A 23664-nucleotide genomic window follows, 5' to 3' on the forward strand; every position below is an offset into this window, starting at 1 on the left:
AGTCCCGCCCATGCCCCGCGCCTCGATAATCGTCACGGTTGGCACTACCGCAGACCGGTTGCAGGATAGCCTGCGCAGCCTCTGCGCGCAGAGCTTCCCGGACTTCGAGATCATCGTCGTCATCGACGGCTCGGTCGACGGCTGTTCCGAGGTGGCCGAAGGTTTCGGCGACCTGCGCATCCGCGTGCTGCGCCAGCGTGCGCGCGGCATTCCCGGCGCCCGCAACACCGGCATCGCCGCTGCACGGGGCAGCATTATCGGATTCTGTGACGCGGGTGACCTCTGGGCAGCGAACAAGCTCGCCGCACATGTGGAGCACCTGCAATCATCCTCCACGATCGGCCTGAGCTACTCCGGCTTCGAGATGGTGACTGCCAAGGGCGCGCGGACCAACATGTGGAAGCTGCCACGCCGGCGCGCCATCGGTGCCGCGGCAATTTTCAAGCGCAACCCGATCGGACCGGCCAGCAGCGCCGTGTTCCGCCGCGCCGCGCTCGACAGCATCGCCTTCCGGCCGCCGCAGGAGACCGAGCGCGACTGGTGGTTCGACGAGACCTTCCGCCAGGTCGAAACCCTGGAACTCTGGCTGCGCCTGGCCCTGGTCACCGACTGGGAGATCGCCGGGATACCGCGGCGGCTCTGCACCTGCCGCTCTTCGAGCGCCGACCCTGCCGCCTCGATGGGCAAGCAGCTCGCCGCCTGGGAGCGCATGGTCGCGAAGCTCTCAGCCCAGGACCGGCATTTCTTCGCGCGGCATGCGTCGGTCGCGCGCGCCTACCACTTGCGCCACCTCGCGCGCTGCGCCATCGCCGTCGGGGATGCGCCGGGCTCCGCCCGCCTGCTTCGCGCCGCGCTCGCCTGCTCGCTGCGCCCGATCATCGAAGAACCCCGCAAGACGCTGGCAATCTGCGCGTCGAGCCTGCTTCTCACCGCCGCCCGAACGCCGCTCTATGATCGGCTCGCCGGGCAGCGCGGCAAGTCGGCCTGAGCCAGAGATCGCATGGAGACAAAGCCAATGCTTCGCATAGCCCATCTTCACGAAGACCAGACCGCCGGCGACCTGGCTCGCTACCTGTCGTTTCTCGCGGCCGATCCAGTTCTGGCCGAGGCCGCCGAGCATCGCCCGGTAAGGGTGTCGCGATTTGCTGCCGGGGCGGCCGCCGTCAACGCCCGGGTGATCGTCTCGCATGTGCCGCTGAGCTTGCAGAGCCTGCCGGGGCTGATGGCGCTGCGCGCACGTTACCCGCATGCGGCGCTGGTGCACGTGGAGCATGTCCACTGCGAGGGCTCAACGGCGGCCACGCGCAACCGGGCCCGCCTGCGCGCGATGCTGCGGTCCGGCTATGCGCTGTTCAATCACGTGGTCGCACTCAGCCCGGCCCAGGCACGCTGGATGCGCCGGCACGAGCTGGCGAGCCCGGCGCAGCTTTCGGTGATCCCGCCCTGTGCGACCACCGATGCCTCTGCCACCCTGCCCGCCCCGAGCGGCCCGGTGCGCCGCATCGGCGCTCTTGGGCGGCTACACCGCCAGAGCGGCTTCGACATGCTGATCGAGGCCTTCACCGTCGTCTCGGATCCGGACGCCCGTCTCGACATCTTCGGTGACGGGCCGCAGCGCGCCGAGCTGCGCGCGCTGGCCCGAAACGACCTGCGCATCCGGGTGCATGGCAATACAACCCGGCTTGCCGCCCTGCGCCAGTCGGATGCCGTGGCGATCCCCTCGCGCTGGCAGCCCTCCGCGCTGGCCGCCCATGAGGCGCTGGCCGCAGGACGCCGGGTTCTGCACACGGGCCGCGATGCGCTTTCGCATGTCAGTGGCACGGGCCAGGTCACCGTTGCGGATCTCTCGGTCGCTGCCTGGAGCCGCGCGCTCAGCGACGTGCTGGCTGAGACGAGTGCTGCTCCGCGCCAGCCCATGGAGCCCGTCCGCGGGGCGACCATCGAAGGCTGGCAGACGCTGCTCGACCGGCTTGCCAGCCGCAAGACATCCGGCAGCAACGCGCTCGCCACGATCTGATACCGACCTTCAGCTGGCGCAGATCGCCGCCTGTCGCCGTCCCTGCGCCACCAGCCAGTCGCGCAATGCGCGGCCCATCGGCTTTTCGAGGCTCGCCCGATCCCAGGCCAGCCCGTAGGGCACCGAGAGCGGCATACGCAGATCGAAAGGAACAACCAGCCGCCCGCTGGCCAGCTCCTCGCCGATCATCGCAAGCTGGCCGAGCACGAAACCCCGCCCCGAAACCGCCGCGTCGATGGCGCTCGACGAGAGCGCGAAGGTCAGCGCCGAGGCCTCCGGCACAGGCGGCGCAGACACGCCGCAATACGCCGCCCACTCCGTCCAGCCGGGCACCTGGTGCGCCGCGAAACTCTCCATCCAGACGACCTGCAGGAGCGGGAAGTCGAAGATCTCCTCGGGCCGCTGCAGCACCCTCCCGTCGAGCAGTGACGGCGCGCAGGCCGGCACGATGCGGTCGGTGAACAGCTCGGTGTACTGGCCGTGCGGCGGGGCGTCGTCGAAATAGAGCCGGAAGTCGACGTTGTCGCGGGTGAGGTCCGGCTCGATTTCGGTGCCCACCAGACGCACCGGCGCGCCGGGGTTCTCCGCGGTCCATTCGAAGAGCCGCGGTCCCAGCCACTTGTTGGTCACCGTGGTGAGCGAGCTGATCACGAAGCCTCGGCTGTTGCGTGCCCGCGCCAGCGCCTCGCCCGCGTGAGCAAGCTGGGCGAAGCCCTTGCTCAGCTCGGCATGGTAGACGCGCCCCCAGCTGGTCAGTTCGAGCTGCCGCCCGCGCCGTTCCAGCAGGGCGACGCCCAGATGCTCCTCGATCCGCCGCACCTGCTGGCTGATCGCCCCGGAGGACACGCCAAGTTCCTCGGCGGCGCGGCGCACCGAGCCGCAGCGGCCCACGGCCTCGAAGGCCTGCATGGCGCGCAGATGGGGCAGTCCTGACATCGGGGTCCTTTGCAGGGAGACGCTTACGCGGATCGCGCGGAGTGAACCACGCAGCCGGGCGCTTGCCAAGGCACCGGCCCTGATCGCCGCCTCAGAACAGGAAGTCGTCCACGTCCAGCTCTTCGGCGGATTGGATGCTCAGCATCTGCGCCTCGCCATCCACGTCGAAGCTAAGGCTGGCGGTGCCGTCCTCCTGGACCAGCGACGCCATCAGCGCCTCGCCGTCTGCCCATTGGCCAAGCGCCGAGAGGTCAATCCGATCGGCATCCGCGAAGTCGGTGATGGTCACATTGCCCGCGACCGCGCTAATGCCAAAGATGTCGTCGCCCGCGCCGCCGGTCAGCGTGTCGTCCCCGCCGCCGCCCCAGAGCGAGTCATCGCCATCGCCCCCCTCCAGAAGCTCGTCCTCTCCGGTGCCGGTCAGTTCCAGGTGCGCCTCGCCGTCCTCGTCGAGCCACCACAGGCTGCCATCCTGGCTGACGCTGGCATCGGCGATCTCACCCTGCATCGCCGTGTCGCCGGTGCCGCCCAGCAGGTTGCTCAGCCGGATGCTGTCGTTGGGCACAACACCGTCGCCCTCGGCGATCTGCACGCCGTCCTTCTCGACATACATGAAGCCGGTCTCATCCACGCCGACGGCCCAGGTCGCGGTCTCGCCCTCGATCAGCGCATCCTCGGCGACGACGTAATGGGTATAGCCACCCTGGCTGACCGAGAAGACCACCGCATTGCTCGGGCCCAACTGGCCGAAGGCGATGCGGTCCTCGCCCTCGCCGCCGAATTCGAACACCTGCTGGCCGCGGGCGTCGGTCAAGTCGTCGAAGCGCAGCTCCGCTTCAAACTCGAAGGCACCGCCGATCTGCGGCAGGCTGTCTCCGCTAAAGTCGGGCACTTCGGGCTCCGCCTCGCCGGTGTCGACTTCGGGGTCTGTGGCAGTCTCGTCTTCGGTGGGCAGAAGAACTTCAGTACCCGCCTCGGGGGTCCAGACCGCGTCGCCCTGGGCGAGGCTGACATCGCCAATCTCTCCCTGCAGCGTCGCTGTGCCCGAGCCACCCAGCAGGTTGACCAGGCGCTCGCTGCCAGCGGGCACGATGCCGTCACCCTCGGCGATCTGAACGCCATCCTTCTCGATGTACATGAAGCCGGTCTCATCCACGCCGACGGTCCAGGTCGCGGTCTCGCCCTCGATCAGCGCATCCTCGGCGACGATCAGCGCGGTCACCCCGTCCTGCACGATCTCGAAAAGAACCGCGCTGCTGGGGCCGAGCTGACCAAAGCTGATCCGGTCCTCGCCCTCGCCGCCGAACTCGAAGACACGCTGGTCGCGGGCATCGGTGATGTCGTCGAACCGCAGGGTCGCCTCGAATTCGAAAGCCCCGTCGATCTGCGGGATCTCGCCCGAGGTCTCCGGATCGGTTTCGGGATCCGCGGGATCGCTGGGCTCTTCCGGCGTCACGGGGTCAATGGGATCCGCGGGGGCCGTCGGTTCTTCGGGCTCGGCCGGGTCTGTGGGATCTGTCGGATCTTCGGTCTCCCCGCCGTCCGAGCCACCTTCCGAACTCTCACCCCCGGCCCCGCCGGAGGTGTCTTCCGCCGTGTCGTCGGACGTCCATACGCCACTTTCCTGGGTGATCGAGACCTCGGTGATCTCGCCGACAAGCGCCGTCTCGCCCGTGCCGCCCAGCTGGTTGGTCAGCCGCTCGCTGTCGGCAGGCACCACGCCATCGCCCTCGGCGATCTGCACGCCATCCTTCTCGATGTACATGAAGCCGGTCTCGTCGACACCGACGGTCCAGGTCGCGGTCTCGCCCTCGGTGATCGCGTCCTCGGCGACGATCAGCCAGGTGGCCCCATCCTGCACGATCTCGAAGAGCACCGCGCTGCTCGGACCGAGCTGACCAAAGCTGATCCGGTCCTCGCCCTCGCCGCCGAACTCGAAGACCTTCTGCCCCTGGGTGGCCGAGAGGTCGTCGAAACGAAGCGTCGCCTCGAACTCGAAGGCGCCGTCGATCTGCGGCAGCTCGCCGGTGGTTGCGATCGGCTCGGCAGGGTCGGTCGGGTCGCTGGGTTTCGTAGGGTCGGCCGGATCGGTGGGATCAACCGGGTCCGCGGGGTCGGCTGGATCGACGGGATCAACCGGGTCCGTCGCATCCGCCGCGGCGGGGATTCCCATCGCTTGCAGCTGTGCCGCCGAGGAGACCTCGGAGGCCAGCACGCCGACCAGCGTCAGCGCCACGCCTCCGGGAAAGCTCAGCACCGCGTCGCCGGTGCCGTCGCCCAGAGTGTCGCTCACCGTGACGTCGCCCACGTCGACCGGGTTGCCGTCGTCGTCGGTCAGCTCCGAGACATCGAGCAGGTCGTTGCCCACATAGGTTCCATCACCAAGTTCGCTCGGAGCCGCGAAGCCCTGGACCGCATCGAGCCCTCCACCGTCCGCCAGCGCCAGCGTGTCGACGCCCGCGCCGAGGATGATGTGCTCGACCTCGTCATAGACCAGCGTGCCGGTGCCATCGGTGACGTTGCCGATCTCGGGGCTGATATGGCCGAGGTCGATGCGCAGATCATCGGTGACCAGCGACAGATCCAGCGTGTCGCCCAGCACCTCGTCGACGCCCTCGGCGTCCACCGTGTCGTTGCCGAAATCGTTCTCGATGTGGAAGGTATCGTCGCCCCAGCCGCCCCAGTAAGAGTCGTCGCCAGCGCCCCCCCAAAGATCGTCGTTGGCATAGGAGCCGCGCATCCAGTCGTTGCCCGCGCCGCCGTAGATCGTGTCGTTGCCCTCGTTGCCCTCGAGCGTGTCGTCGCCATCGCCGCCGCTGACGTAATCGTTGCCTTCCTGGCCGTAGAGCGAGTCGCTGCCAGCGCCGCCGACCAGCGAATCGTCGCCCTCGTTGCCCGAGATGGAATCGTCGCCCTCGCCGCCGATGACGGTGTCGGCCCCCTCGCCCGCGTAGACCGTGTCGTCGCCGGCCTCGCCGTGGATCAGGTCGTCGCCGGCATAGCCGAGGATGCTGTCACCGCCGTCGCCGCCCGAGATCGTGTCGACACCCGCGCCGCCGCCCAGCGTGTCGTCACCGCCGCCCCCGGCGAGAACGCTGAAATAGCTCCAGTCGGTGCCCGCGCCGAGCTGCGCGTCGAAGGCCGCGGGCGCGGTGCTGTCGCCGATCATGAAGCTGCCGCCGTCGTAGTTCAGGAACAGCACCAAGTTGTCCTGGTCGAACTCGATGTCGAAGCCGTCCGGCAGCGCCGAGAGATCCAGAGTGTGTCCTGCGGAGCTTTCGGAAATGCCCGCCCAGAATGCCGGATCGTTCCAGTTCTCCAGCGTCACCGCATAGACTGTCATCGCACTTACCCTGAACAAGACGCCCCAAACACCCGGGGACTGGGAATCACGGGCGCCGAATTGCGACCCGATTAAGGCCAGATAGGGAAGATTTACGACGACTTTAAGGCACTGATTTCAAACAAGAGTACGGAACGGAAACAGCCAAGGGCGGGCCGCCGCATTGTTGCTGGATTGTCAGAAATACTCGGGGTGTCGCTCGGAAATTTCGTCCGCCTTGGCCAGCGTCCCGGTGAGGTGGCCGCGCACCTCCGCTTCTGCCTCGACCGCCTTGCCGGCGCGGATCGCGGCGACGATGCGTTGATGGTAGCCGAGGATTTCCGACGCTTTGCCGGGGTCCGGCAGGTTGAGCTTGCGCAGGCGGTCGATATGCCCAGAGCGGCCGGTGACAAGTTCCCAGAGCGGGGCCACGCCCGCCGCCTCGAAGAGCGCGCGGTGAAAGTGCCTGTCCAGCTCGGCGAACCGCTGAAGGTCGCCCTCCTCGAAGGCCCGCTGCATCTGCGCCAGAAGATCGTCCACCGGTGCCAGAAGCCCAGGATCCTGCGCCTCGATCAGCCGCTTGACCACCTCGATCTCGAGCGACATGCGCAGGAACTGCGTCTCGCGCGCCTGCGCCACGTCGATCTTCGACACTTCGGTCTTGGACTGCGGGAAGATCATCAGCAGCCCCTCTTCCTCGAGCCGCATCATGGCGTCGCGCACCGGGGTCTGACTGACGCCGTAGTAGTCCGCGATCTCGCTGCGCGACAGGTTCTGGCCCGGCGCAAGCTCGAGCGAAAGGATCCGAAGGCGCAGCGCCTCGTGAATCTGCTGGCTCGCGGACTGGCGTTTTACCTGTCCCCGACCAGAACCCTGAAACGGTCCGCCTGCCATGTCTTTCACCGGATCCTCCTTGGCCTTCATATCAGCTTCTGCCTCCGACTCCCCATTGCTTCAAGTCCGAACGATAAACCATCCTTGCCACAGATACACTAATATATTAGTACAAGGACAGCGGGCCCGAGGAATGCCCGCGCGATTCTTTCTGGGAGGATAGACGTGAAACTCACCCAAACCGCCATTCTGGCACTGTCGGTTTCGGCCCTGGCCGCCGCTGCGCAGGCACAGACGCTCAACATTCAGACCTCGTTCAACGCCGGGGATTTCTCGACCCAGTTCATCACCGAAAACTGGCTGCCCAAGATCACCGAGATGACCGACGGCCGCATCGAGATCGTGCTGACCCCGAACGGATCGGTCGTTCCGGCGAAGGAAACCCCCGAGGCGGTGGCCGCGGGCGTGCTCGACGGCGACTTCACCTCGGTGAACTATTTCGCCGGGCTTGAGCCCGCCTATGCGATCATGGGCGACCTGATCTCGGGCTACGACACCCCGCAGCAGATGCTCGGCTTCTGCAAGGACGGCGGCGGCGAGGCGATGATGCAGAAGGCCGCCGACGCGGTGACCGGCGGCGAAGTCCACGTGGTCGCCTGCGGCCCCTACTCGCGCGAGGCGCTGCCCGCGCGCACCCCGATCCGCACCTTCGAAGACCTCGCAGGCAAAAAGATCCGCTCGCCCGAGGGGCTTGCCGCCGCGGTCTTCTCCGCCGCCGGTGCCTCGCCCGTGTCGATCCCCTTCTCGGAAGTCTTCGGCGCGCTTGAAAAGGGCATCGTCGATGCCGCGGACGCCTCGGCCTACGTCAACAACGACGCGACCGGCCTGCACGACGTGGCCCCCTACCCGCTCTACCCGGGCATCCACTCGATGCCGTCGATGCAGTTCACCCTGAACACCGAGACCTGGGAGAGCCTGTCGGAGGAAGACCAGCAGGCGCTGCGCACCTGGTGGTACGACGCGATGTTCGCCATGGCCGAGGAAGTCTCGAAGAAAGATGCCGAACTCGCCGCCCGCGACGACGAGGGCGACAAGATCGAGGTGATCGACTGGGCGCAGGAAGACCGCGACAAGCTGCGCGACGTCGCCCGCGTCGAGTGGGAGAAATACGCCGAGAAGTCGGAGCTGGCGAAAGAGGCGCTGGACGCCAACATCGCCTACATGACCGAGATCGGCCTGTTCAAGAACTGAGCCTTCGGGCTCATCGGGCCGCCCTCCTTGCTCCCTGGGCGGCCCACCCCTCCTGCACATTCCGGGGAGACGCGATGAAACGCTTTCTTGCCCGCTATGCCGACGCGATGGACCGCATAAGCGTGTTCATCGGGCATGGCTGCTCTGTCCTCTTCTTTGCCTGCATCGTCGCCTCGGCGCTCGAGGTGGTGATGCGCTACGGCTTCGACCGCCCGACCCTGTGGTCGACCGAGCTGGCGATGACCCTCTGCGCCTCGGCCTGGGTGCTGTCGGTCGGCTATGTCACGCAGCGCCACCGCCACATCTCGATCACCATGGTCGAGCTGCTGGTGAGCCCGCGCGTCTGGCGCCTGTTCCGGCTCTTCCAGATGCTGATCGCCTTCGGCGCTGTCGCGGTACTGACCGCCGCGCTCTGGAAGCCGGCGGTGAAGGTGCTGTCGCGCACCGAATACTCCGGAACCGCGATGAACTCGGTCCAGCCCACCTATCTCAAGGTGCTGATCGTCGTCGGCTGCGCGTTCTACCTGCTGCAATTGCTCGCCAACATCATCCGTTGGGCCCAGCACACCGAGGGAGACGTCAGCGGTGGGCATTGAAATCATCACCCTTCTCATCATCGTTTCGCTGCTCGCGCTGATGGCGCTCGGGGTGCCGCTCGGCATCACCACGCTGACCGTCTCGCTGGGCACGGCAATCCTCTACTTCGGCGAGCGCGCCGGCTTCTTCATCGTCGCCGCCAACGTCGGAGAGGTGCTGCACAAGTACGAGCTGATCGCGGTGCCCTTCTTCGTCTTCATGGCGAACGTGCTCGAACGATCCGGCATCGCCAATTCGCTCTTTGACTCCATGGCGATCATGGGCGGGCGCTTCCGCGGCTCGGTTGCCGTGCAGACCTGCATCGTGGCCGTGGTGCTGGCCGCCATGTCCGGCATCATGGGCGGCGAGATCGTCATGCTCGGCCTCATCGCGCTGCCGCAGATGCTGCGGCTCGGCTACGACAAGAAACTGTCGATCGGCATCATCTGCGCCGCCGGCGCGCTGGCCACGCTGATCCCGCCCTCGGTGGTGCTGATCATCTATGGCCTCGCCGCGCAGGTCTCGATCACCAAGCTCTTTGCCGCCTCGGCGGTGCCCGGGCTGATCCTGGCGGCACTCTACATCACCTACATCCTGGTCCGCGTGCGGCTGAACCCGGCCATGGCACCGATCTACGATGTCCCCGAGACCGGCCTGCCCTTCTTCAAGCGGCTAAAGTTCCTCAAGGGCGTGATCCTGCCCGGCATCCTGATCGGCACCGTTCTGGGCGTGATCTACTCGGGCGTCGCAACCGTGACCGAGGCTGCCGCCATCGGTGCCGTGGGCGCGCTGGTCGTGGCCGCCGTGCGCGGCGAGCTGAAATGGAAAATGGCCCGCGACGCCATGCGCCAGACCGTGCTGACCGTCGGCTCGATCATCTGGCTGGTGCTGGGCGCGGTCTCGCTGATCGGCATCTACAACCGCATCGGCGGCGGCGACTTCCTGCGCGGGGTGCTGACCTCGCTCGACATCGGCCCGATCTGGGTGATCGTGGTGATGATGCTGATCGTCATGGTGCTCGGCACCTTCCTGGAATGGATCGCGATCATCTTCATCACCGTGCCGATCTTTGCGCCGGTGGTGATCGAACTCGGCTTCGATCCGGTCTGGTTCGGAGTGCTCTTCGCAATGAACATCCAGATGTACTACCTGTCGCCGCCCTTCGGACCCGCCTGCTTCTTCCTGAAGTCCGTGGCCCCAAAGTCGATCGAGCTGCAGACCATCTTCGCCGCCGTGCTGCCCTTCATCGCGCTGCAGTTCGTGGGGCTGATGCTGGTGCTGTTCATCCCCGAGCTGGCGCTCTGGCTGCCCTCGATGCTGGATTGAGGAGAGAGACATGAAACCCTCCGACGACGACCTCACCCGTCAGGACGAAGACATCTCGGCCCCGGAATACGCGGCCGAGGAACAGCAGGACGCCCATGATTTCGGCAACTGGCCCGAAGTCGCCGGACTGCTCTTCACCCTCTTCGTTTGCTGGCTGATCTTCGCCTTCACGGGATAAGACCTATGACCAAGAAAACCCCCGACACCCTGCGCTCGGCGCGGTGGTTCGCGCCCGACGACCTACGCAGCTTCGGCCACCGGTCGCGGATGATGCAGCTCGGCTACGCCGAGGAGGACTTCCGCGGCCGCCCGATCATCGGCGTGCTCAACACCTGGTCCGAACTCAACACCTGCCATTCGCACTTCCGCGAGCGGGTGCAGGACGTCAAGCGCGGCGTGGCGCAGGCCGGCGGCTTTGCCGTCGAGATGCCCTCGCTCTCCGTCGACGAGAGCTTCACCAAGCCGACCTCGATGCTCTACCGCAACCTGCTGGCGATGGAGACCGAGGAGATGATCCGCTCGCACCCGCTCGACGGCGTGGTGCTGATGGGCGGCTGCGACAAGACCACGCCTGGCCTCGTCATGGGCGCGATCTCGGCCGGTGTGCCGATGATCTACCTGCCCGCCGGGCCGATGCTGCGCGGCAATTACGCGGGCAAGATCCTGGGCTCCGGCTCGGACGCCTGGAAGTACTGGGACGAGCGCCGCGCCGGCAATATCACCGACGAGGAATGGCTCGGCGTGCAGGGCGGCATCGCCCGCTCGGCGGGCACCTGCATGACCATGGGCACCGCCTCTACGATGACCGCGATCGCCGACGCCATGGGGCTGACGCTGCCCGGTGCCTCCTCGATCCCGGCGGTGGATTCCGGCCACATGCGCATGTCCGCCGATTGCGGCCGCCGCATCACCGAGATGGTCTGGGAGGACCTGACCCCCGACCAGATCATCACCGATGCCGCCTGCCGCAACGCCGCCGTCGTCGCCATGGCCACCGGCTGCTCGACCAACGCGGTCGTGCACCTCATCGCCATGGCGCGCCGCGCCGGGGTCAACCTGACGCTCGACGATCTCGACGCGCTGGGACGCAGCACGCCGCTGATCGCCAACGTCCGCCCCTCGGGCAAGGACTACCTGATGGAGGACTTCTACTACGCCGGCGGCCTGCGCGCGCTGATGAAGCAGATCGAGGACCGTCTCGACACCTCCTGCCTGACGGTGACCGGCAAGACCATGGGCGAAAACCTCGAGGGCGCGCAGGTCTTCAACGACGACGTGATCCGGCCGCTGTCGAACCCGGTCTACAAGGAAGGCTCGCTGGCGGTGCTGCGCGGCAACCTCTGCCCCGACGGCGCGGTGATCAAGCCCGCCGCCTGCGATCCCAAGTACTACCAGCACGAGGGGCCGGCGCTGGTCTTCGACAGCTACCCCGAGATGAAGGCGGCGGTTGACGACGAGGACCTCGAGATCACCCCCGACACGGTGATGGTGCTGCGCAACGCCGGACCGCAGGGCGGCCCCGGCTTCCCCGAGTGGGGCATGCTGCCGATCCCCAAGGCTCTGATCAAGCAGGGCCACCGCGACATGCTGCGCATCTCGGATGCGCGCATGTCCGGCACCTCCTACGGCGCCTGCGTGCTGCATGTCGCCCCGGAGAGCTTTGTCGGCGGTCCGCTGGCGCTGCTCAGGACCGGCGACATCGTGCGGCTCGACCTGGACGCCCGGCGGCTCGATATGCTCGTCCCCGAGGAGGAGATCGCCGCGCGCCGTGCCGCCTGGAAAGCCCCCGAGCCGCGCTTCGGGCGGGGCTACGGTGTGATGTTCTCGCGCCACGTCAGCCAGGCCGACCAGGGCTGCGACTTCGACTTCCTGCAATCCGACTACGGCCGCCCCACCGGCGAGCCGGACATCTTCTGAGGGACTAGGACAGAGGACCCGACATGAGCGACTACATCCTTTCCGACGACACCCGCGAAAAGCTTTCCCGCGTCTCCACAGCCTCGATCGCGACGCAGCTCTACAAGCGCGGCCTGCGCAACCAGTTCATCCAAGGCGTCACCCCCGTTGCGCCCAAGGACAAGAACATGGTCGGCCAGGCCTTCACCCTGCGCTACATCCCCGCGCGCGAGGACCGCAACCCGCTGGAGGTGTTCCGCAATGCCGATCACCCGCAGCGCGTGGCGGTCGAGACCTGCCCGCCGGGCCACGTGCTGGTGATGGACGCCCGCAAGGACGCCCGCGCCGCCACTGCCGGCTCGATCCTCGTCACCCGCCTCGCGGTGCGCGGCTGCGCCGGCGTGGTCTCGGACGGCGGCTTCCGCGACGCCCATGGCATCGGCCAGCTCGACATGCCGGCCTATTGCGCAAACGCGTCCGCACCCACCAACCTCACCCTGCACGAGGCCTATGACATCAACGTGCCGATCGCCTGCGGCGACGCGCCGGTCTTCCCCGGCGACGTGCTGGTAGGCGACCGCGACGGCGTGATGGTGATCCCCGCGCATCTGGCCGACGAGATCGCCGAGGTCTGCGCGGGTATGGAGAGCTTCGAGGACTTCGTGCTCGAGGAGGTGCTGGCGGGCGCGCCGATCATCGGCCTCTATCCCTGCACCAAGGAAGAGAACCAGAAGAAATACGAGGCCTGGCGCGAGAAGACCGGGCGCTGATTGAGGGCCACAGAACCGGGATCAGACGATCCGGGGCCGGATGATCCCTCGGAAGGACGATGAAGCGGCGTACGCGACGGTTCACCGGCCCGATAGGGGATGCAGGCGCATCGGGGGAGGATCAAGGGCGCAGCGGATGCACGCCTTCTATCCGCCCCCCTTTCTGCCCCGGGCCCCGAGGGGTAGCCTCCGGGGGCCCACCTCGGGGCCTTCACCGCCCGGCCTCAAATCTCCGCCCCCCCCAACCCCTGCGCCCGGGCCCTCCTGACGGAACCTCCATTCCCGTTCCGTCCCATTCCCCGATCCCTCCCACTCCAAGGAGACAGACATGAGTTTCACCCCGCACGGCAAACATCTGATCGCGGGCGCCTGGGTGGCCGGCGAGACCACCTTCGCCTCCGAGCCGGCGCATGGGCCGAGCCACGAGTTCTCGGTCGGCACCCCGGCGCTGGTCGATCAGGCCTGCAAGGCCGCCGAAGAGGCCTTCTGGACCTACGGCTACACCACCCGCGAAGCCCGCGCCGAGTTTCTCAATGCCATCGCCGACGAGATCGAGGCCCGCGCCGAGGCGATCACCGAGATCGGCACGCAGGAAACCGGCCTGCCCGAAGGCCGCCTGCAGGGCGAGCGCGGCCGCACCACCGGCCAGCTGCGGCTCTTTGCCAGCCACATCCTCAAGGGTGACTACCTCGACCGCCGCCACGACGAAGCGCTGCCCGACCGCCAGCCGCTGCCGCGCCCCGACATCAAGCTGGTGATGCGCCCGATCGGCGCGGTCGCGGTCTTCGGCGCCTCCAACTTCCCGCTCGCCTTCTCCACCGCCGGCGGTGACACCGCCGCAGCGCTGGCCGCCGGCTGCCCGGTGGTGGTCAAGGGCCACGGAGCCCATCCCGGCACCGGCGAGATCGTCGCCGAGGCGATCCTCGCCGCGATCGAAAAGACCGGCATGCCCAAGGGCGTCTTCTCGCTCGTGCAGGGCGGCAAACGCGACGTCGGCCAGGCGCTGGTGCAGCACCCGCTGATCAACGCCGTCGGCTTCACCGGCTCGCTTGGTGGCGGCCGGGCGCTGTTTGACCTCTGCGCGCAGCGCGAGGTGCCAATCCCCTTCTTCGGCGAGCTGGGCTCGGTGAACCCGATGTTCCTCCTTCCCGAAGCCATGAAGGCGCGCGGCGCCGAGATCGGCACCGGCTGGGCAGGCTCCCTGACCATGGGTGCCGGCCAGTTCTGCACCAACCCCGGCATCGCCGTGGTGGAGACGGGCCCGGCGGGCGACGCCTTTGTCGCCGCCGCCGCCGAGGCGCTGAAGGGCGCATCCGCCCAATGCATGCTCACCGATGGTATCGCGCAGGCGTATAAAGATGGTAAATCGCGCTTTGACGGCCGCAATGCGGTGAAACCGGTGCTGACCACCGACAGCGAGGGCCGCAGCGCGCTGCCCAACCTCTTCGAGACCGACGCGGCGAATTACCTGCAGGATCATGCACTTGGCGAGGAGGTCTTCGGCCCGCTCGGGCTCGTGGTGCGGGTCTCCGGCGCGGACGAGATGGAAGAGCTCGCCCGCGGCTTCGAGGGCCAGCTCACGGCCACGATCCACATGGACGAAGGCGATACGGGCCTCGCGCAGCGCCTGGTGCCGGTGCTCGAACGCAAGGCCGGCCGACTGCTGGTCAACGGCTTCCCCACCGGCGTCGAGGTCTGCGACGCGATGGTGCACGGCGGGCCTTACCCCGCCTCGACCAACTTCGGCGCCACCTCGGTCGGCACGCTCTCGATCCGCCGCTTCCTGCGCCCGGTGAGCTACCAGAACCTGCCCGACGCGCTGCTGCCCGGCGATCTGAAGTAAACCGCCCGGCAACCGAAACGCGCCCGCGCTGCCCCACCGGCGGCGCGGGCGTCTGCGTGCCGCCATGCGTATTTGCAAAGAGAAGAAGCCGCCGGCCGCCCGCCTCTTCGTCCAGACCCAGATATATCCCGCGGGCGCCCGAAGGGCGCGGGCAGAGCCCCCATCTGGCGCGCAAACAAAAAGGCGAGGCCCCCGCCCCGCCTTGCTTCGCCGCATTCAGCCCTGCGCTGCCACGGAGGAGCGTCAGACCCAGGTGCTCAGGCCAAACCCTTCTTTCGTTCCAGCATGCCGCGCAGGTCCTCGGCCTCGTGACGGGCCTCGCGCAGGCCTTCCATGGCGGCGGACAGTTCTGCCTCGGTCTGCGCCAGCTGGTTGGTCAGCTCGGCCTCGCGCTGCTGCAGATAGGTGATCGCCTGGTCGCGGGTCTCTTCGGCTTCGTGCAGCTCGCGGCTCATCTTCTCGAGCTGGTCGACATCTGCCTGCGCCACACGCTTGAAGCGATGCACCAGCCAGTTGGCGAACCAGCCCATGCAGAAGGCCACGAAGAGTATGACCGCCGTCGCGATCACGAATTCCGTCCGGTTCATTCCTCTGCCCCTTCCATGCCAGCTTCGCCCGTGCCTGCCTCGTCCTGCGCCGCGTCGTCCTGCGCGGCGTCATCTTCTTCGCCGGGGCCCGCATCCTGCCCCGCGTCCTGCGCGCCTTCGGCGCTCTCCTGCTCGATCTGCTCGAGCGCGGTCGGTTCTTCTTCGGTGGGTTCCGGCCGCACGAGTTTGAACTCGATGCGGCGGTTCGCCTCGCGGCCCTCTTCCGTACTGTTATCCGCAATCGGCAGGGTTTCGCCATAGCCTTTCACGCGATAGCTCGAGGTCAGGACGCGGCGATTGCGCAGCGCATCGAGCACCGACTGCGCGCGGTCGCGGCTCAGCGCCTCGTTCATCGACTCGCGGCCCTGGCTGTCGGTGTGGCCCTGGATCTCGAGCGGGATGTCGCCGCAGAGCTTCAGCAGCTCTGCGAGATCGTCCATGATGTCCTTCGCCGAGGAGTCGAGATTGGCCGATCCCGGCTCGAAACTGATCTTGCGATCGCCGATCAGCTCCACGATCTGCGCTTCGCATTGCTCGGGGGTCGGGATGCCCAGCTCGGGATCGAGCTTTTCCTGGTAGGTGACGTCGATCTCGTAGTCGGCGCCGTCGCCGAGCTTTTCGGACAGCAGCCCGGCGATCTCGGCGTTGGCGTCCTTGTTGCCGGTATTGCCCGAGACGCGGACCAGCTCGGGGGTCACGCGCAGCGCGCCGTTGCTGAGATATCCCAGCGCCTCGAGCCCGGTCAGCACGCGGGTCGACCAGCCGGCGGGCAGCCCCTCGGCGACGCGCGCGGCGGTATAGACGCTTTCGGAGCCGAACAGCGCCTTGGCGAGGCTGTCCGCGGTTTCGCGCGCCATATCCGTGTTGATCCGGCCGCGCAGCTGCACGGCGCCCTCCGGCGAAAGGGTCGCGGTGAACTCGGGCGGGCCCTGGTCGGTCTCCTGCGGCGGCTCGGGCAGCGTGGCATGCAGGGCGAAGACCTGCGGCAGTCCTGCCTCGAGCTCGCCCACCACCTTGTCGAAAAGCGCCTGATCGGTGCCTTCGAGCGCCAGCAGAGAGACATCGGCATTGGAGAAGGTGACCGATCCGCCGCCCAGCTCCTGCACCGCCGCGATGGCCATGGCCCCGGCCTCGCCCCAGCGGCGCGAGGGCACGCCGAGCCCGAGGCGGCAGTTGGCATTGCCCTCGAAGCCCGCGGTCCCCGCGGCGTTCAGGATGCGGTCGCGCGCGGCTTCGGTATCGGCGGAACAGGCGTCGAAACGCGGCCCTTCCTCATCCATCACGAAGCGCAGGGTGAATGGCGTGATCACCGGGCGCGGCGCGGACAGGTCGAGGGTCAGCTCGACGCCCCGCGGCACCCGGCGCAGCAGTTCGCGTTCGATTTCCCGGCGCGAGGTCTCGCTGTCGGTCATCGCCTTGATGTGCACCCGCCCCGCTGAGACGGAGATCTTCGAGCGCGGCAGGTCTTCGAGCGCGCGACCGGCGAAGTCCACCGCGGCAGCCCAGCCCTCGGGTCTGGGGAAATCGGCCTCTTCCAGTAGATCGGCCACCTGCTGCTCGTCCCTGACCATCCCCGAAAGCCGGTCCAGAAGGCGCTCGCGGTCGGTCTCGCCGGGCACGAGGCCGATGACGGAGATGCCGGATTCGTTGCGCAGGATTTCCATCGAGAAGCGTGGCGGCTCGATCGCCTCGGCGTCGGCCACCAGCATCTGGTCGATCACACGGGCGGAATCCACCACCGAGCCGGCCACGGTCATCGCGCGGAAACGCGCCGCCTCGTCGGGGGCGGTACCGATCAAGAAGACCTGCAAGCCGTTGACGTCGACCTCGGCCCAGTCCTGCCCATCGCGCACCAGCGCGTCGGCGACATCCTGCCGCGATGCGGCCTCGATCATCTGCATCGAGAAAAAGGCGGTGCCGGCGCAGAGCGCCGCAGCGGCAGCAAAGGCGGTTGCCGGAATGAGATAGCCGGAAAGGCGCATCAATGCGTCCCTTTCTTGATCATATTTTTATCTCTGATACGCCCGGCCCCAGGTCGGCGCAATCATGCCAACAGGGCAGCGGCGAAAAACAGCACGGGCAGCAGGCCGGCGTCGCGATTGGCCCTGAACAGCTTGAGCAGCACGTCATTGTCGTTCACGTCGAGTTTGCGCATCTGCCACATCATGTGCCAGCCGAAGGCCCAGGGGCCGGCGATCAGGATCACCAGCTGCCCGATCTCGCCATGCGGCGCGGCCAGCACCACGGCGATCCCCATGAGCGCTACCGAGATCACCAGGAAGCGCGCCAGCATCGCCGGGGTGCGGGCGTCGCCGAAGAGCCGCGCGGTGGATTTGACCCCTATCAGCGCGTCGTCTTCCTTGTCCTGGTGGGCGTAGATCGTGTCGTAGAACAGCGTCCAGGCCATGCCCGAGAAATAGAGTGCCACGGCGGGCCAGCCGAGGCTGCCGCTGTGCGCCGTCCAGGCCAGAAGCGCGCCCCAGTTGAAGGCGATGCCGAGGAAGACCTGCGGCCACCAGGTGAAGCGCTTGGCAAAGGGGTAGATCGCCACCGGTCCCAGCGCCACGATCCCCAGCAGGATCGCCATCGGCGGGAAGGTCAGCAGGATGGCAAAGGAGATCAGGCATTGGATCACCGCCCAGGCCAGCGCCTGCTTCACGCTCACCTGCCCCGAGGGGATGGGGCGCGAGGCGGTGCGGGCCACCGAGCCGTCGAAGTCGCGGTCGGTGATGTCGTTCCAGGTGCAGCCGGCGCCACGCATCAGGATCGCCCCGATACCACAGCCAGCGAAGATCCACAGGTCGAACCAGCGCGCCTGCCCGTCGGCAACCATCGCCAGCAAAAGCCCCCACCAGCAGGGCAGCAGCAAAAGCCACGTGCCGATCGGCCGGTCGGCGCGCGACAGGCGCAGGTAGGGTCGGCTCCAGGCCGGGGCGTGGTGATCCACCCAGTTTCCCCGAACCGCGTCGGAGACCTGTCCTTCGGGATCTGGCGCTGCGCCGGGATGGGTCATATGGTCCGCCTCATGACTGCTAAGGTACGCCTGTATGTAGACGACCCGCTGGGCGCGGGACAACCGGTCGCTCTCGCGAGGGAGCAGGCCCATTATCTCTTTTCCGTGATGCGGCTGCCGGTCGGCGCGCCGGTTGCCCTGTTTAACGGGCGCGACGGCGAATGGCTGGCCGAGGTGGCCGAGGCCGGGAAGCGTGGCGGCACGCTGACCTGCGTGGAACAGACCCGCCCGCAAGGCACGCCGCCCGACCTCTGGCTACTCTTCGCGCCGATCAAGAAGGCGCGCACCGATTTCATCGTCGAGAAAGCGGTGGAGCTCGGCGTGCGCCGCATCGTACCAGTGCAGACCGCCTTCACCAATTCCGAGCGCATCCGGCAGGACCGGCTGCAGGCGCATGCGGTCGAGGCGGCCGAGCAATGCGGCGCCACCTTCGTTCCCGAGGTCGCCGAGCTGCAGAAGCTGGACCGGCTGATGGCCGAGTGGGCCGATCGCCGGCTGCTCTTCTGCGACGAGGCATCGGCCGGGGGCGGCACGGACTACGTCGCGCTGCTCGCTGGAGACCCCGCACCCTGGGCGGTGCTGATCGGTCCCGAGGGCGGCTTTTCCGATCAGGAGCGTACGAGGCTGCATGGCATGGAGCAGGCCACGGCCATCGCGCTCGGCCCGCGAATCCTGCGCGCCGATACGGCGGCGGTGGCCGCGCTGACGCTCTGGCAGGCGCATTGCGGGGACTGGGCATGATCCGCCGCGCCCTGCCGGGAGATGCGGCGGCGCTTGAAAGATCTCTTTCGCAGCACGCCGAGACATCGATGTTCCTGCGCGGCAATATCGCGGTCGCGGGCCTCGGCGACAGCTCGCACCCCTATGCCACGACCGTCCACGTCTGGCCCGAGAGCGGCCCGATCCGCGCCGCCTTTGGCCGGACTGCCCTCGGATATGTGATGTGCCAAGCCCCGGACGCTCCCGCCGAGGTGTTTCGTGCCTATGCCGGGACCATCGCTGACCAGCCGGTTGCCGCGGTCACCGGCCCGCCGGATGCTTCGGCCAGGCTGATCGACGCGATGGGACTTGGTGTGGAGACCTTCCGTCTCAACCACGTCGAGCCGCTCTACCGGCTCGACCTCGCCGCGATGGCAGAGAGCCCGGACCACATCCGCCCGCCCCGACCAGAGGATATGGACCTGCTCGCCGACTGGTTCTTCGACTACGGGGTGGATACGGGGATCGGCGGCACCGATGCAGCCGCCCGCAAAGAAGCCCGAGCGCGCGCCGAGCGAAGCATAGACCGCCCGGCGCTGCGCCTTCTGATCGAAGGCGGCACCCCCGCCGCCATGACTGACTTCAACGCCGAGGTCGCGGACATCGTCCAGATCGGCGGCGTCTTCGTGCCCCGCGCCTTGCGCAACGCCGCACGAGGCCGGCGCGTGGTCCATGCGCAGCTCTGCGAGGCGCGGGCCCGCGGGATCCGCACCGCGGTGCTCTTTGCCAACAACCCGGCGGCGGCGCGCGCCTACGAGGCGATCGGCTTCGAGCACATCGGAGGCTATAGGGTCGCGGTTCTGCACCACCCGCAGACGGCAGGAGCACCCGCATGAGCTTCCTGCGTCCCGAAGCCAAAGCCACGCTGATGCGCTGGCGCGAGGTGCTGGCAGGGGCCGGAACGATGGCGCTCGGGCTCTACTGGGCGCTGTTTACCGGTGGGCTGCTGGCGCTGCTGGGATGGATCGTTGCGGCCATCGGGGCAGCACTGACCTTCGCCGGGGTGCAGCGCGCGCGCTTCCGCACGGGCACCGGCGGGCCGGGGATGGTGCAGGTGGTCGAGGGGCGGATCAGCTATTTCGGCCCGCTCACCGGCGGCTTCGCCGACCTCGGCAGCCTCACCGCCCTCACCCTCGATCCAACCGCGAAACCGCCACACTGGCTGTTGCGCAGCGAGGACGGCACCACTCTGGCGATTCCGCTCACCGCCGAAGGGTCGGAGCATCTTTTCGACATCTTCGCGCAGTTGCCCGGGCTGCAGACCGAGCGGATGCTCTCGAAGATGATGGCGGGCGGCTCCGCACCGGTGCTCATCTGGCAGCGCGCCAATGCACAAAACCGCATCCTCCGTCTGCATTGACAAGGGCTTCGGTTCCTTCCATCCCTGACCTTCGACACCAGAGGCGAGCAAGATCGGAACCCAGCTATGTCCATTCCTCAATCCGGCGGCGGGCCGATCGAACATCACGCGCAGCTTGGCGAATACCTCGAAGAGGGCATCAAGCCCAAGGACGACTGGCGCATCGGCACCGAGCACGAGAAGTTCGGCTACCTGACCGACACCCATGCGCCGCTGCCCTATGACGGCGAGCGGTCGATCAAGGCCGTGCTCGAAGGATTGCGCGACCGCCACGGCTGGGCCGAGGTCAACGAGGGTGGCAACCTCATCGGGCTGACCAAGGACGGGGCGAACGTCTCGCTCGAACCCGGCGGCGCGCTGGAGCTCTCGGGCGCCCCGCTCGAGACCATCCACCAGACCTGCGACGAGGTGAACGAGCACCTGCGCGAGGTGAAGGGCATTGCCGACGAGATCGGCGTGGGCTTCATCGGCCTCGGCGCCGCGCCCGAGTGGAAGCACGAGGAAATGCCCCTCATGCCCAAGGGCCGCTACAAGCTGATGGATGCCTACATGGGCAAGGTCGGCACCACCGGCACCACGATGATGCGGCGCACCTGCACGGTGCAGGTGAACCTCGACTTCGGCTCCGAGCTCGACATGATCAAGAAGATGCGCGTGGCGCTGGCGCTGCAGCCCGTCGCCACCGCGCTCTTTGCCAACTCGCCCTTCCTCGAGGGCAAGCCCAATGGCATGAAGAGCTATCGCTCCTATGTCTGGCGCAACCTCGACGACGCGCGCACCGGCATGCTGCCCTTCGTCTTCGATGAGGGCTTCGGCTTCGAGAGCTACGTTGAATATGCGCTCGATGTGCCGATGTACTTCGTCTACCGCGACGGCAAGTACATCGACGCGCTCGGCCAGTCCTTCCGCGACTTCATGGCGGGCCGCCTGCCTGCCCTGCCCGGCGAGAAGCCGACGCTCTCTGACTGGGCCGACCACCTGACCACGCTTTTCCCCGAGGCGCGGATGAAGAAATTCATCGAGATGCGCGGCGCCGATGGCGGTCCGTGGCGGCGGCTCTGCGCCTTGCCCGCTTTCTGGGTGGGCCTGACCTACGACCAGGGTGCGCTGGACGCCGCCTGGGACCTGGTGAAGGGTTGGGATGCGGAAACCCGTCAGGGGCTGCGTGTCGCCGCCTCGGAGCAGGCGCTGCAGGCCGAGGTGAACGGCATCCGCATGCACGATCTTGCGGCGCAGGTGCTGGAGATCGCCGAGGCGGGCCTCAAATCGCGCGCCAAGCCCGGTGCGGGCGGCCTGCTGCCGGACGAGACGCATTTCCTCAACGCGCTGAAGGAAAGCGTCGAGAGCGGCACGGTGCAGGCCGACGAGATGCTGGCCCAATACGAAGGCGACTGGGGCGGCGACCTGTCGAAGATCTACAGCGCCTACAGCTACTGACGCACGGCACCCCGCGCCCAGACCTGGACCCGCCCGGCCCCTCGACCGGGCGGTTTTCACTTGCCCATTGCGGAAACTTGTACGCAGCCGCAGAGACGCGCGGAATTCCGGCGCTGTGTCGCGTCGATCCGATCATGAGAAGAGGGGAAGCCGAGAAAGGCGAAAAGCGCGCTCCACGGAGCAGGTAATTCCTCGACGCCACGCACTGGGTGGGGGCTGAAACGGCGCGGCGCCGAGGGAAGCCATATGCAGCTACAAGATCGGGTATCCCCCCGAAATCGGGCGAGACTATGGTGGGCCTGAGGCCTTCGTGCAGCAAAAATTGCCGTTTTCGCAGGACCGGCGAAACCTCGCCTCCCATACTGCCGCAACGGCAAAAAAGCGCCCAGCCCGCTGCGGACGCTCGCAGAAGGTCGTGATCTTTGGGGAATCTTCAGAGAGAGGGAACCTCGGCACCGCGCACTGGGTGGGGGCTGAACGGCGCGGCGCCGAGGGAAGCTTTATGCAGCTACACTCACAGGATGCGTGAAGAATAAGGCGATATTTGGGGAGCACATTGTCGATCTCGTGGCGCCGCGAGAGCCGCGTTACCCGGATGTCGGGTGCCGGGACCCTTGCAGGATCGGGAACCGACACACCAATCGGTTCGTATGTCAGGCAGACAGCGCGTCTTCTGCCTGCCGTCCGAGCCGAGAAGAACCCGCCCTTACAGGTCGGGCCGACTATATCCCCTTCGACTGTCGACCGAGAGGCATCTCGATCTGCAGCACGTTCGTGCCGGCTTCGCGCCGGTAGGTCACCCGGACGGCGAGTCGGCGGATCAGGTACCAACCGAATCCCCCTTCCGGCAGGTCACCGCTGCCGACGAGCGGCCTCAGCTGTCCTTCTGGCAGGGTGAGATCAGGCATCGGTCTGCCGTTGTCGCGCAGCTCAAGCAGCATGGTTTCCCCGCGCGGGTCGAGACGCACCGCGATGCGCCCGCCCTCGGAGGTAGAGTAGGCATGTTCGACGACGTTGTTCAGCGCCTCGGCCAGAACCAGTTCGATACAGCCCTGTACGGTTGGGCAAAGGTCGGCGCGGCTCAGCATCCCGGCGGCGCGAGCGAGTGCCGCGCGCACCCCTTGGGGTGTGGCCACGATGTCCAGCGAAAGCGCCTCGCACGCGGCGTCTGGCGCCCTGGCATCCGTCCCGGAACGAAACGCCATGGTCCCCATTCCCTTTCAACCTTCGGTCCCACCGGCCAGACGCGGCGGCGCGTCGGCCTCGGCCTCGGCCAGCGTTGGGTAGAGCGCAAAGATCGTGTCCATCCGGGTCAGGCGAAACACCTTGTCGACCATTGGCATCAGGCCGGCGAGATCAAGTTGCTGGCCCGGCGCCATGGATTTCTTGGCGGCGACGATCGCCCCGAGCCCGCTGGAATCGATGAACTCCACCTCCGACAGATCGAGAATCACCCGCCTCGCCGCGGGCGACAGGGTTTCGCGCATCGTATCCTTGAACTGGATCGCAACCGCCGAATCGATGCGCGTCTCGCGGACGCCGATCACCTGCGGCTCGGTCCCCCGGGTTGTGAACTTCATGCGCAGTTCCTTTCCGCACCGCTCGGCCAGCTCGCCCCAGCCACACACATCGCGCCACCCTGCTCCGGAGATTGAAGGCCCGCCGCGAGCGGCGACCGCCCGACCACTCTTCCGAAACCACACTTCCGAACCGCGTTGCGTCCGGTCGCCGACCGCG

The 23664-nt window shown here is 67.4% G+C and carries 21 protein-coding genes; 13 read left to right on the plus strand and 8 right to left on the minus strand.

Annotation, left to right across the window (positions count from 1 at the left end):
• Positions 1 to 10: 10 nt before the first annotated feature.
• Together BM397_RS14080 and BM397_RS14085 are read left to right on the plus strand one after the other, a co-directional pair.
• Entirely contained in the window at positions 11 to 988 is a 978-nt protein-coding gene (locus BM397_RS14080; protein ID WP_092425120.1) for a glycosyltransferase family 2 protein, read from the plus strand.
• Between the two features lie 27 nt (positions 989 to 1015).
• Positions 1016 to 2017: a glycosyltransferase gene (locus tag BM397_RS14085; protein WP_092425119.1), complete on the plus strand. Its 1002-nt coding sequence runs from the start codon at positions 1016 to 1018 to the stop codon at positions 2015 to 2017.
• A 9-nt stretch (positions 2018 to 2026) separates the two neighbouring features.
• Here the strand turns inward: BM397_RS14085 and BM397_RS14090 are convergent, their stop codons facing one another.
• From BM397_RS14090 to BM397_RS14100, 3 genes are all read right to left on the minus strand, one after another.
• Positions 2027 to 2953, minus strand: coding sequence for a LysR family transcriptional regulator (locus BM397_RS14090; protein ID WP_092425117.1), 927 nt, complete (start codon positions 2951 to 2953; stop codon positions 2027 to 2029).
• 91 nt (positions 2954 to 3044) lie between these two features.
• The gene (locus tag BM397_RS29910; RefSeq protein WP_092425115.1) at positions 3045 to 6296 is read right to left on the minus strand and encodes a M10 family metallopeptidase C-terminal domain-containing protein; all 3252 of its coding nucleotides are present in this window, start codon (positions 6294 to 6296) and stop codon (positions 3045 to 3047) included.
• Positions 6297 to 6473: 177 nt separating this feature from the next.
• Positions 6474 to 7199: a GntR family transcriptional regulator gene (locus BM397_RS14100; RefSeq protein ID WP_245696078.1), complete on the minus strand. Its 726-nt coding sequence runs from the start codon at positions 7197 to 7199 to the stop codon at positions 6474 to 6476.
• Between the two features lie 135 nt (positions 7200 to 7334).
• Between BM397_RS14100 and dctP the strand changes: the two genes are divergently transcribed.
• The 7 genes from dctP to BM397_RS14130 all read left to right on the plus strand — a co-directional run bounded on the left by dctP (position 7335) and on the right by BM397_RS14130 (position 14771).
• Positions 7335 to 8360, plus strand: coding sequence for a TRAP transporter substrate-binding protein DctP (dctP, locus tag BM397_RS14105; RefSeq protein WP_092425113.1), 1026 nt, complete (start codon positions 7335 to 7337; stop codon positions 8358 to 8360).
• 74 nt (positions 8361 to 8434) lie between these two features.
• Positions 8435 to 8956 carry a TRAP transporter small permease subunit gene (locus tag BM397_RS14110; protein WP_092425111.1) on the plus strand — a complete coding sequence of 174 codons (522 nt, stop codon included), beginning with the start codon at positions 8435 to 8437 and terminating at the stop codon, positions 8954 to 8956.
• Positions 8946 to 10262 carry a TRAP transporter large permease gene (locus BM397_RS14115; protein ID WP_092425109.1) on the plus strand — a complete coding sequence of 439 codons (1317 nt, stop codon included), beginning with the start codon at positions 8946 to 8948 and terminating at the stop codon, positions 10260 to 10262. The genes BM397_RS14110 and BM397_RS14115 overlap by 11 nt, the downstream gene beginning before the upstream one ends.
• Before the next feature lie 10 nt (positions 10263 to 10272).
• On the plus strand, positions 10273 to 10440 hold the full coding sequence (locus BM397_RS29345) for a hypothetical protein (protein WP_176806657.1): 168 nt from the start codon (positions 10273 to 10275) through the stop codon (positions 10438 to 10440).
• Between the two features lie 5 nt (positions 10441 to 10445).
• Positions 10446 to 12179, plus strand: a complete 1734-nt coding sequence (gene araD / locus BM397_RS14120; RefSeq protein ID WP_092425107.1) for an L-arabinonate dehydratase — start codon at positions 10446 to 10448, stop codon at positions 12177 to 12179.
• Positions 12180 to 12202: 23 nt separating this feature from the next.
• Positions 12203 to 12928 carry a ribonuclease activity regulator RraA gene (locus BM397_RS14125; protein WP_092425105.1) on the plus strand — a complete coding sequence of 242 codons (726 nt, stop codon included), beginning with the start codon at positions 12203 to 12205 and terminating at the stop codon, positions 12926 to 12928.
• 328 nt (positions 12929 to 13256) lie between these two features.
• Positions 13257 to 14771, plus strand: a complete 1515-nt coding sequence (locus BM397_RS14130) for an aldehyde dehydrogenase (NADP(+)) (RefSeq protein ID WP_092567397.1) — start codon at positions 13257 to 13259, stop codon at positions 14769 to 14771.
• Positions 14772 to 15028: 257 nt separating this feature from the next.
• On the opposite strand, the gene BM397_RS14135 is transcribed toward BM397_RS14130, so the two are convergent.
• The 3 genes from BM397_RS14135 to ubiA form a co-directional block, all read right to left on the minus strand.
• Entirely contained in the window at positions 15029 to 15358 is a 330-nt protein-coding gene (locus tag BM397_RS14135) for a hypothetical protein (RefSeq protein ID WP_092425101.1), read from the minus strand.
• Positions 15355 to 17340 carry an OmpA family protein gene (locus BM397_RS14140; protein ID WP_092425099.1) on the minus strand — a complete coding sequence of 662 codons (1986 nt, stop codon included), beginning with the start codon at positions 17338 to 17340 and terminating at the stop codon, positions 15355 to 15357. Before BM397_RS14140 ends, BM397_RS14135 begins: the two co-directional genes overlap by 4 nt.
• A 62-nt stretch (positions 17341 to 17402) precedes the next feature.
• Positions 17403 to 18371, minus strand: coding sequence for a 4-hydroxybenzoate octaprenyltransferase (ubiA, locus tag BM397_RS14145; protein ID WP_245696077.1), 969 nt, complete (start codon positions 18369 to 18371; stop codon positions 17403 to 17405).
• A 12-nt stretch (positions 18372 to 18383) separates the two neighbouring features.
• On the opposite strand from ubiA, the gene BM397_RS14150 reads away from it, so the two are divergent.
• From BM397_RS14150 to BM397_RS14165, 4 genes are all read left to right on the plus strand, one after another.
• Positions 18384 to 19112: a 16S rRNA (uracil(1498)-N(3))-methyltransferase gene (locus tag BM397_RS14150; protein WP_092425095.1), complete on the plus strand. Its 729-nt coding sequence runs from the start codon at positions 18384 to 18386 to the stop codon at positions 19110 to 19112.
• The gene (locus BM397_RS14155) at positions 19109 to 19966 is read left to right on the plus strand and encodes a GNAT family N-acetyltransferase (protein ID WP_092567398.1); all 858 of its coding nucleotides are present in this window, start codon (positions 19109 to 19111) and stop codon (positions 19964 to 19966) included. The genes BM397_RS14150 and BM397_RS14155 overlap by 4 nt, the downstream gene beginning before the upstream one ends.
• Entirely contained in the window at positions 19963 to 20490 is a 528-nt protein-coding gene (locus BM397_RS14160; protein WP_092425091.1) for a hypothetical protein, read from the plus strand. Before BM397_RS14155 ends, BM397_RS14160 begins: the two co-directional genes overlap by 4 nt.
• A gap of 66 nt (positions 20491 to 20556) precedes the next feature.
• Positions 20557 to 21927 carry a glutamate--cysteine ligase gene (locus BM397_RS14165; RefSeq protein ID WP_092425089.1) on the plus strand — a complete coding sequence of 457 codons (1371 nt, stop codon included), beginning with the start codon at positions 20557 to 20559 and terminating at the stop codon, positions 21925 to 21927.
• A gap of 722 nt (positions 21928 to 22649) precedes the next feature.
• On the opposite strand, the gene BM397_RS14170 is transcribed toward BM397_RS14165, so the two are convergent.
• The gene (locus BM397_RS14170; RefSeq protein ID WP_092425514.1) at positions 22650 to 23132 is read right to left on the minus strand and encodes an ATP-binding protein; all 483 of its coding nucleotides are present in this window, start codon (positions 23130 to 23132) and stop codon (positions 22650 to 22652) included.
• Positions 23133 to 23147: 15 nt separating this feature from the next.
• Positions 23148 to 23507 carry an STAS domain-containing protein gene (locus tag BM397_RS14175; RefSeq protein WP_092425087.1) on the minus strand — a complete coding sequence of 120 codons (360 nt, stop codon included), beginning with the start codon at positions 23505 to 23507 and terminating at the stop codon, positions 23148 to 23150.
• Between the last annotated feature and the right edge of the window lie 157 nt (positions 23508 to 23664).

This window comes from Alloyangia pacifica (assembly GCF_900116195.1).
Lineage (GTDB): Bacteria > Pseudomonadota > Alphaproteobacteria > Rhodobacterales > Rhodobacteraceae > Salipiger > Salipiger pacificus.

Coding starts and splice junctions, on each gene's coding strand:
- BM397_RS14080 (WP_092425120.1), top strand. CDS start 11: ATGCCCCGCGCCTCGATAATCGTCACGGTTGGCACTACCGCAGACCGG.
- BM397_RS14085 (WP_092425119.1), top strand. CDS start 1,016: ATGCTTCGCATAGCCCATCTTCACGAAGACCAGACCGCCGGCGACCTG.
- BM397_RS14090 (WP_092425117.1), bottom strand. CDS start 2,953: ATGTCAGGACTGCCCCATCTGCGCGCCATGCAGGCCTTCGAGGCCGTG.
- BM397_RS29910 (WP_092425115.1), bottom strand. CDS start 6,296: ATGACAGTCTATGCGGTGACGCTGGAGAACTGGAACGATCCGGCATTC.
- BM397_RS14100 (WP_245696078.1), bottom strand. CDS start 7,199: ATGAAGGCCAAGGAGGATCCGGTGAAAGACATGGCAGGCGGACCGTTT.
- BM397_RS14110 (WP_092425111.1), top strand. CDS start 8,435: ATGAAACGCTTTCTTGCCCGCTATGCCGACGCGATGGACCGCATAAGC.
- BM397_RS29345 (WP_176806657.1), top strand. CDS start 10,273: ATGAAACCCTCCGACGACGACCTCACCCGTCAGGACGAAGACATCTCG.
- araD (WP_092425107.1), top strand. CDS start 10,446: ATGACCAAGAAAACCCCCGACACCCTGCGCTCGGCGCGGTGGTTCGCG.
- BM397_RS14125 (WP_092425105.1), top strand. CDS start 12,203: ATGAGCGACTACATCCTTTCCGACGACACCCGCGAAAAGCTTTCCCGC.
- BM397_RS14130 (WP_092567397.1), top strand. CDS start 13,257: ATGAGTTTCACCCCGCACGGCAAACATCTGATCGCGGGCGCCTGGGTG.
- BM397_RS14135 (WP_092425101.1), bottom strand. CDS start 15,358: ATGAACCGGACGGAATTCGTGATCGCGACGGCGGTCATACTCTTCGTG.
- BM397_RS14140 (WP_092425099.1), bottom strand. CDS start 17,340: ATGCGCCTTTCCGGCTATCTCATTCCGGCAACCGCCTTTGCTGCCGCT.
- ubiA (WP_245696077.1), bottom strand. CDS start 18,371: ATGACCCATCCCGGCGCAGCGCCAGATCCCGAAGGACAGGTCTCCGAC.
- BM397_RS14150 (WP_092425095.1), top strand. CDS start 18,384: ATGACTGCTAAGGTACGCCTGTATGTAGACGACCCGCTGGGCGCGGGA.
- BM397_RS14155 (WP_092567398.1), top strand. CDS start 19,109: ATGATCCGCCGCGCCCTGCCGGGAGATGCGGCGGCGCTTGAAAGATCT.
- BM397_RS14160 (WP_092425091.1), top strand. CDS start 19,963: ATGAGCTTCCTGCGTCCCGAAGCCAAAGCCACGCTGATGCGCTGGCGC.
- BM397_RS14165 (WP_092425089.1), top strand. CDS start 20,557: ATGTCCATTCCTCAATCCGGCGGCGGGCCGATCGAACATCACGCGCAG.
- BM397_RS14170 (WP_092425514.1), bottom strand. CDS start 23,132: ATGGCGTTTCGTTCCGGGACGGATGCCAGGGCGCCAGACGCCGCGTGC.
- BM397_RS14175 (WP_092425087.1), bottom strand. CDS start 23,507: ATGAAGTTCACAACCCGGGGGACCGAGCCGCAGGTGATCGGCGTCCGC.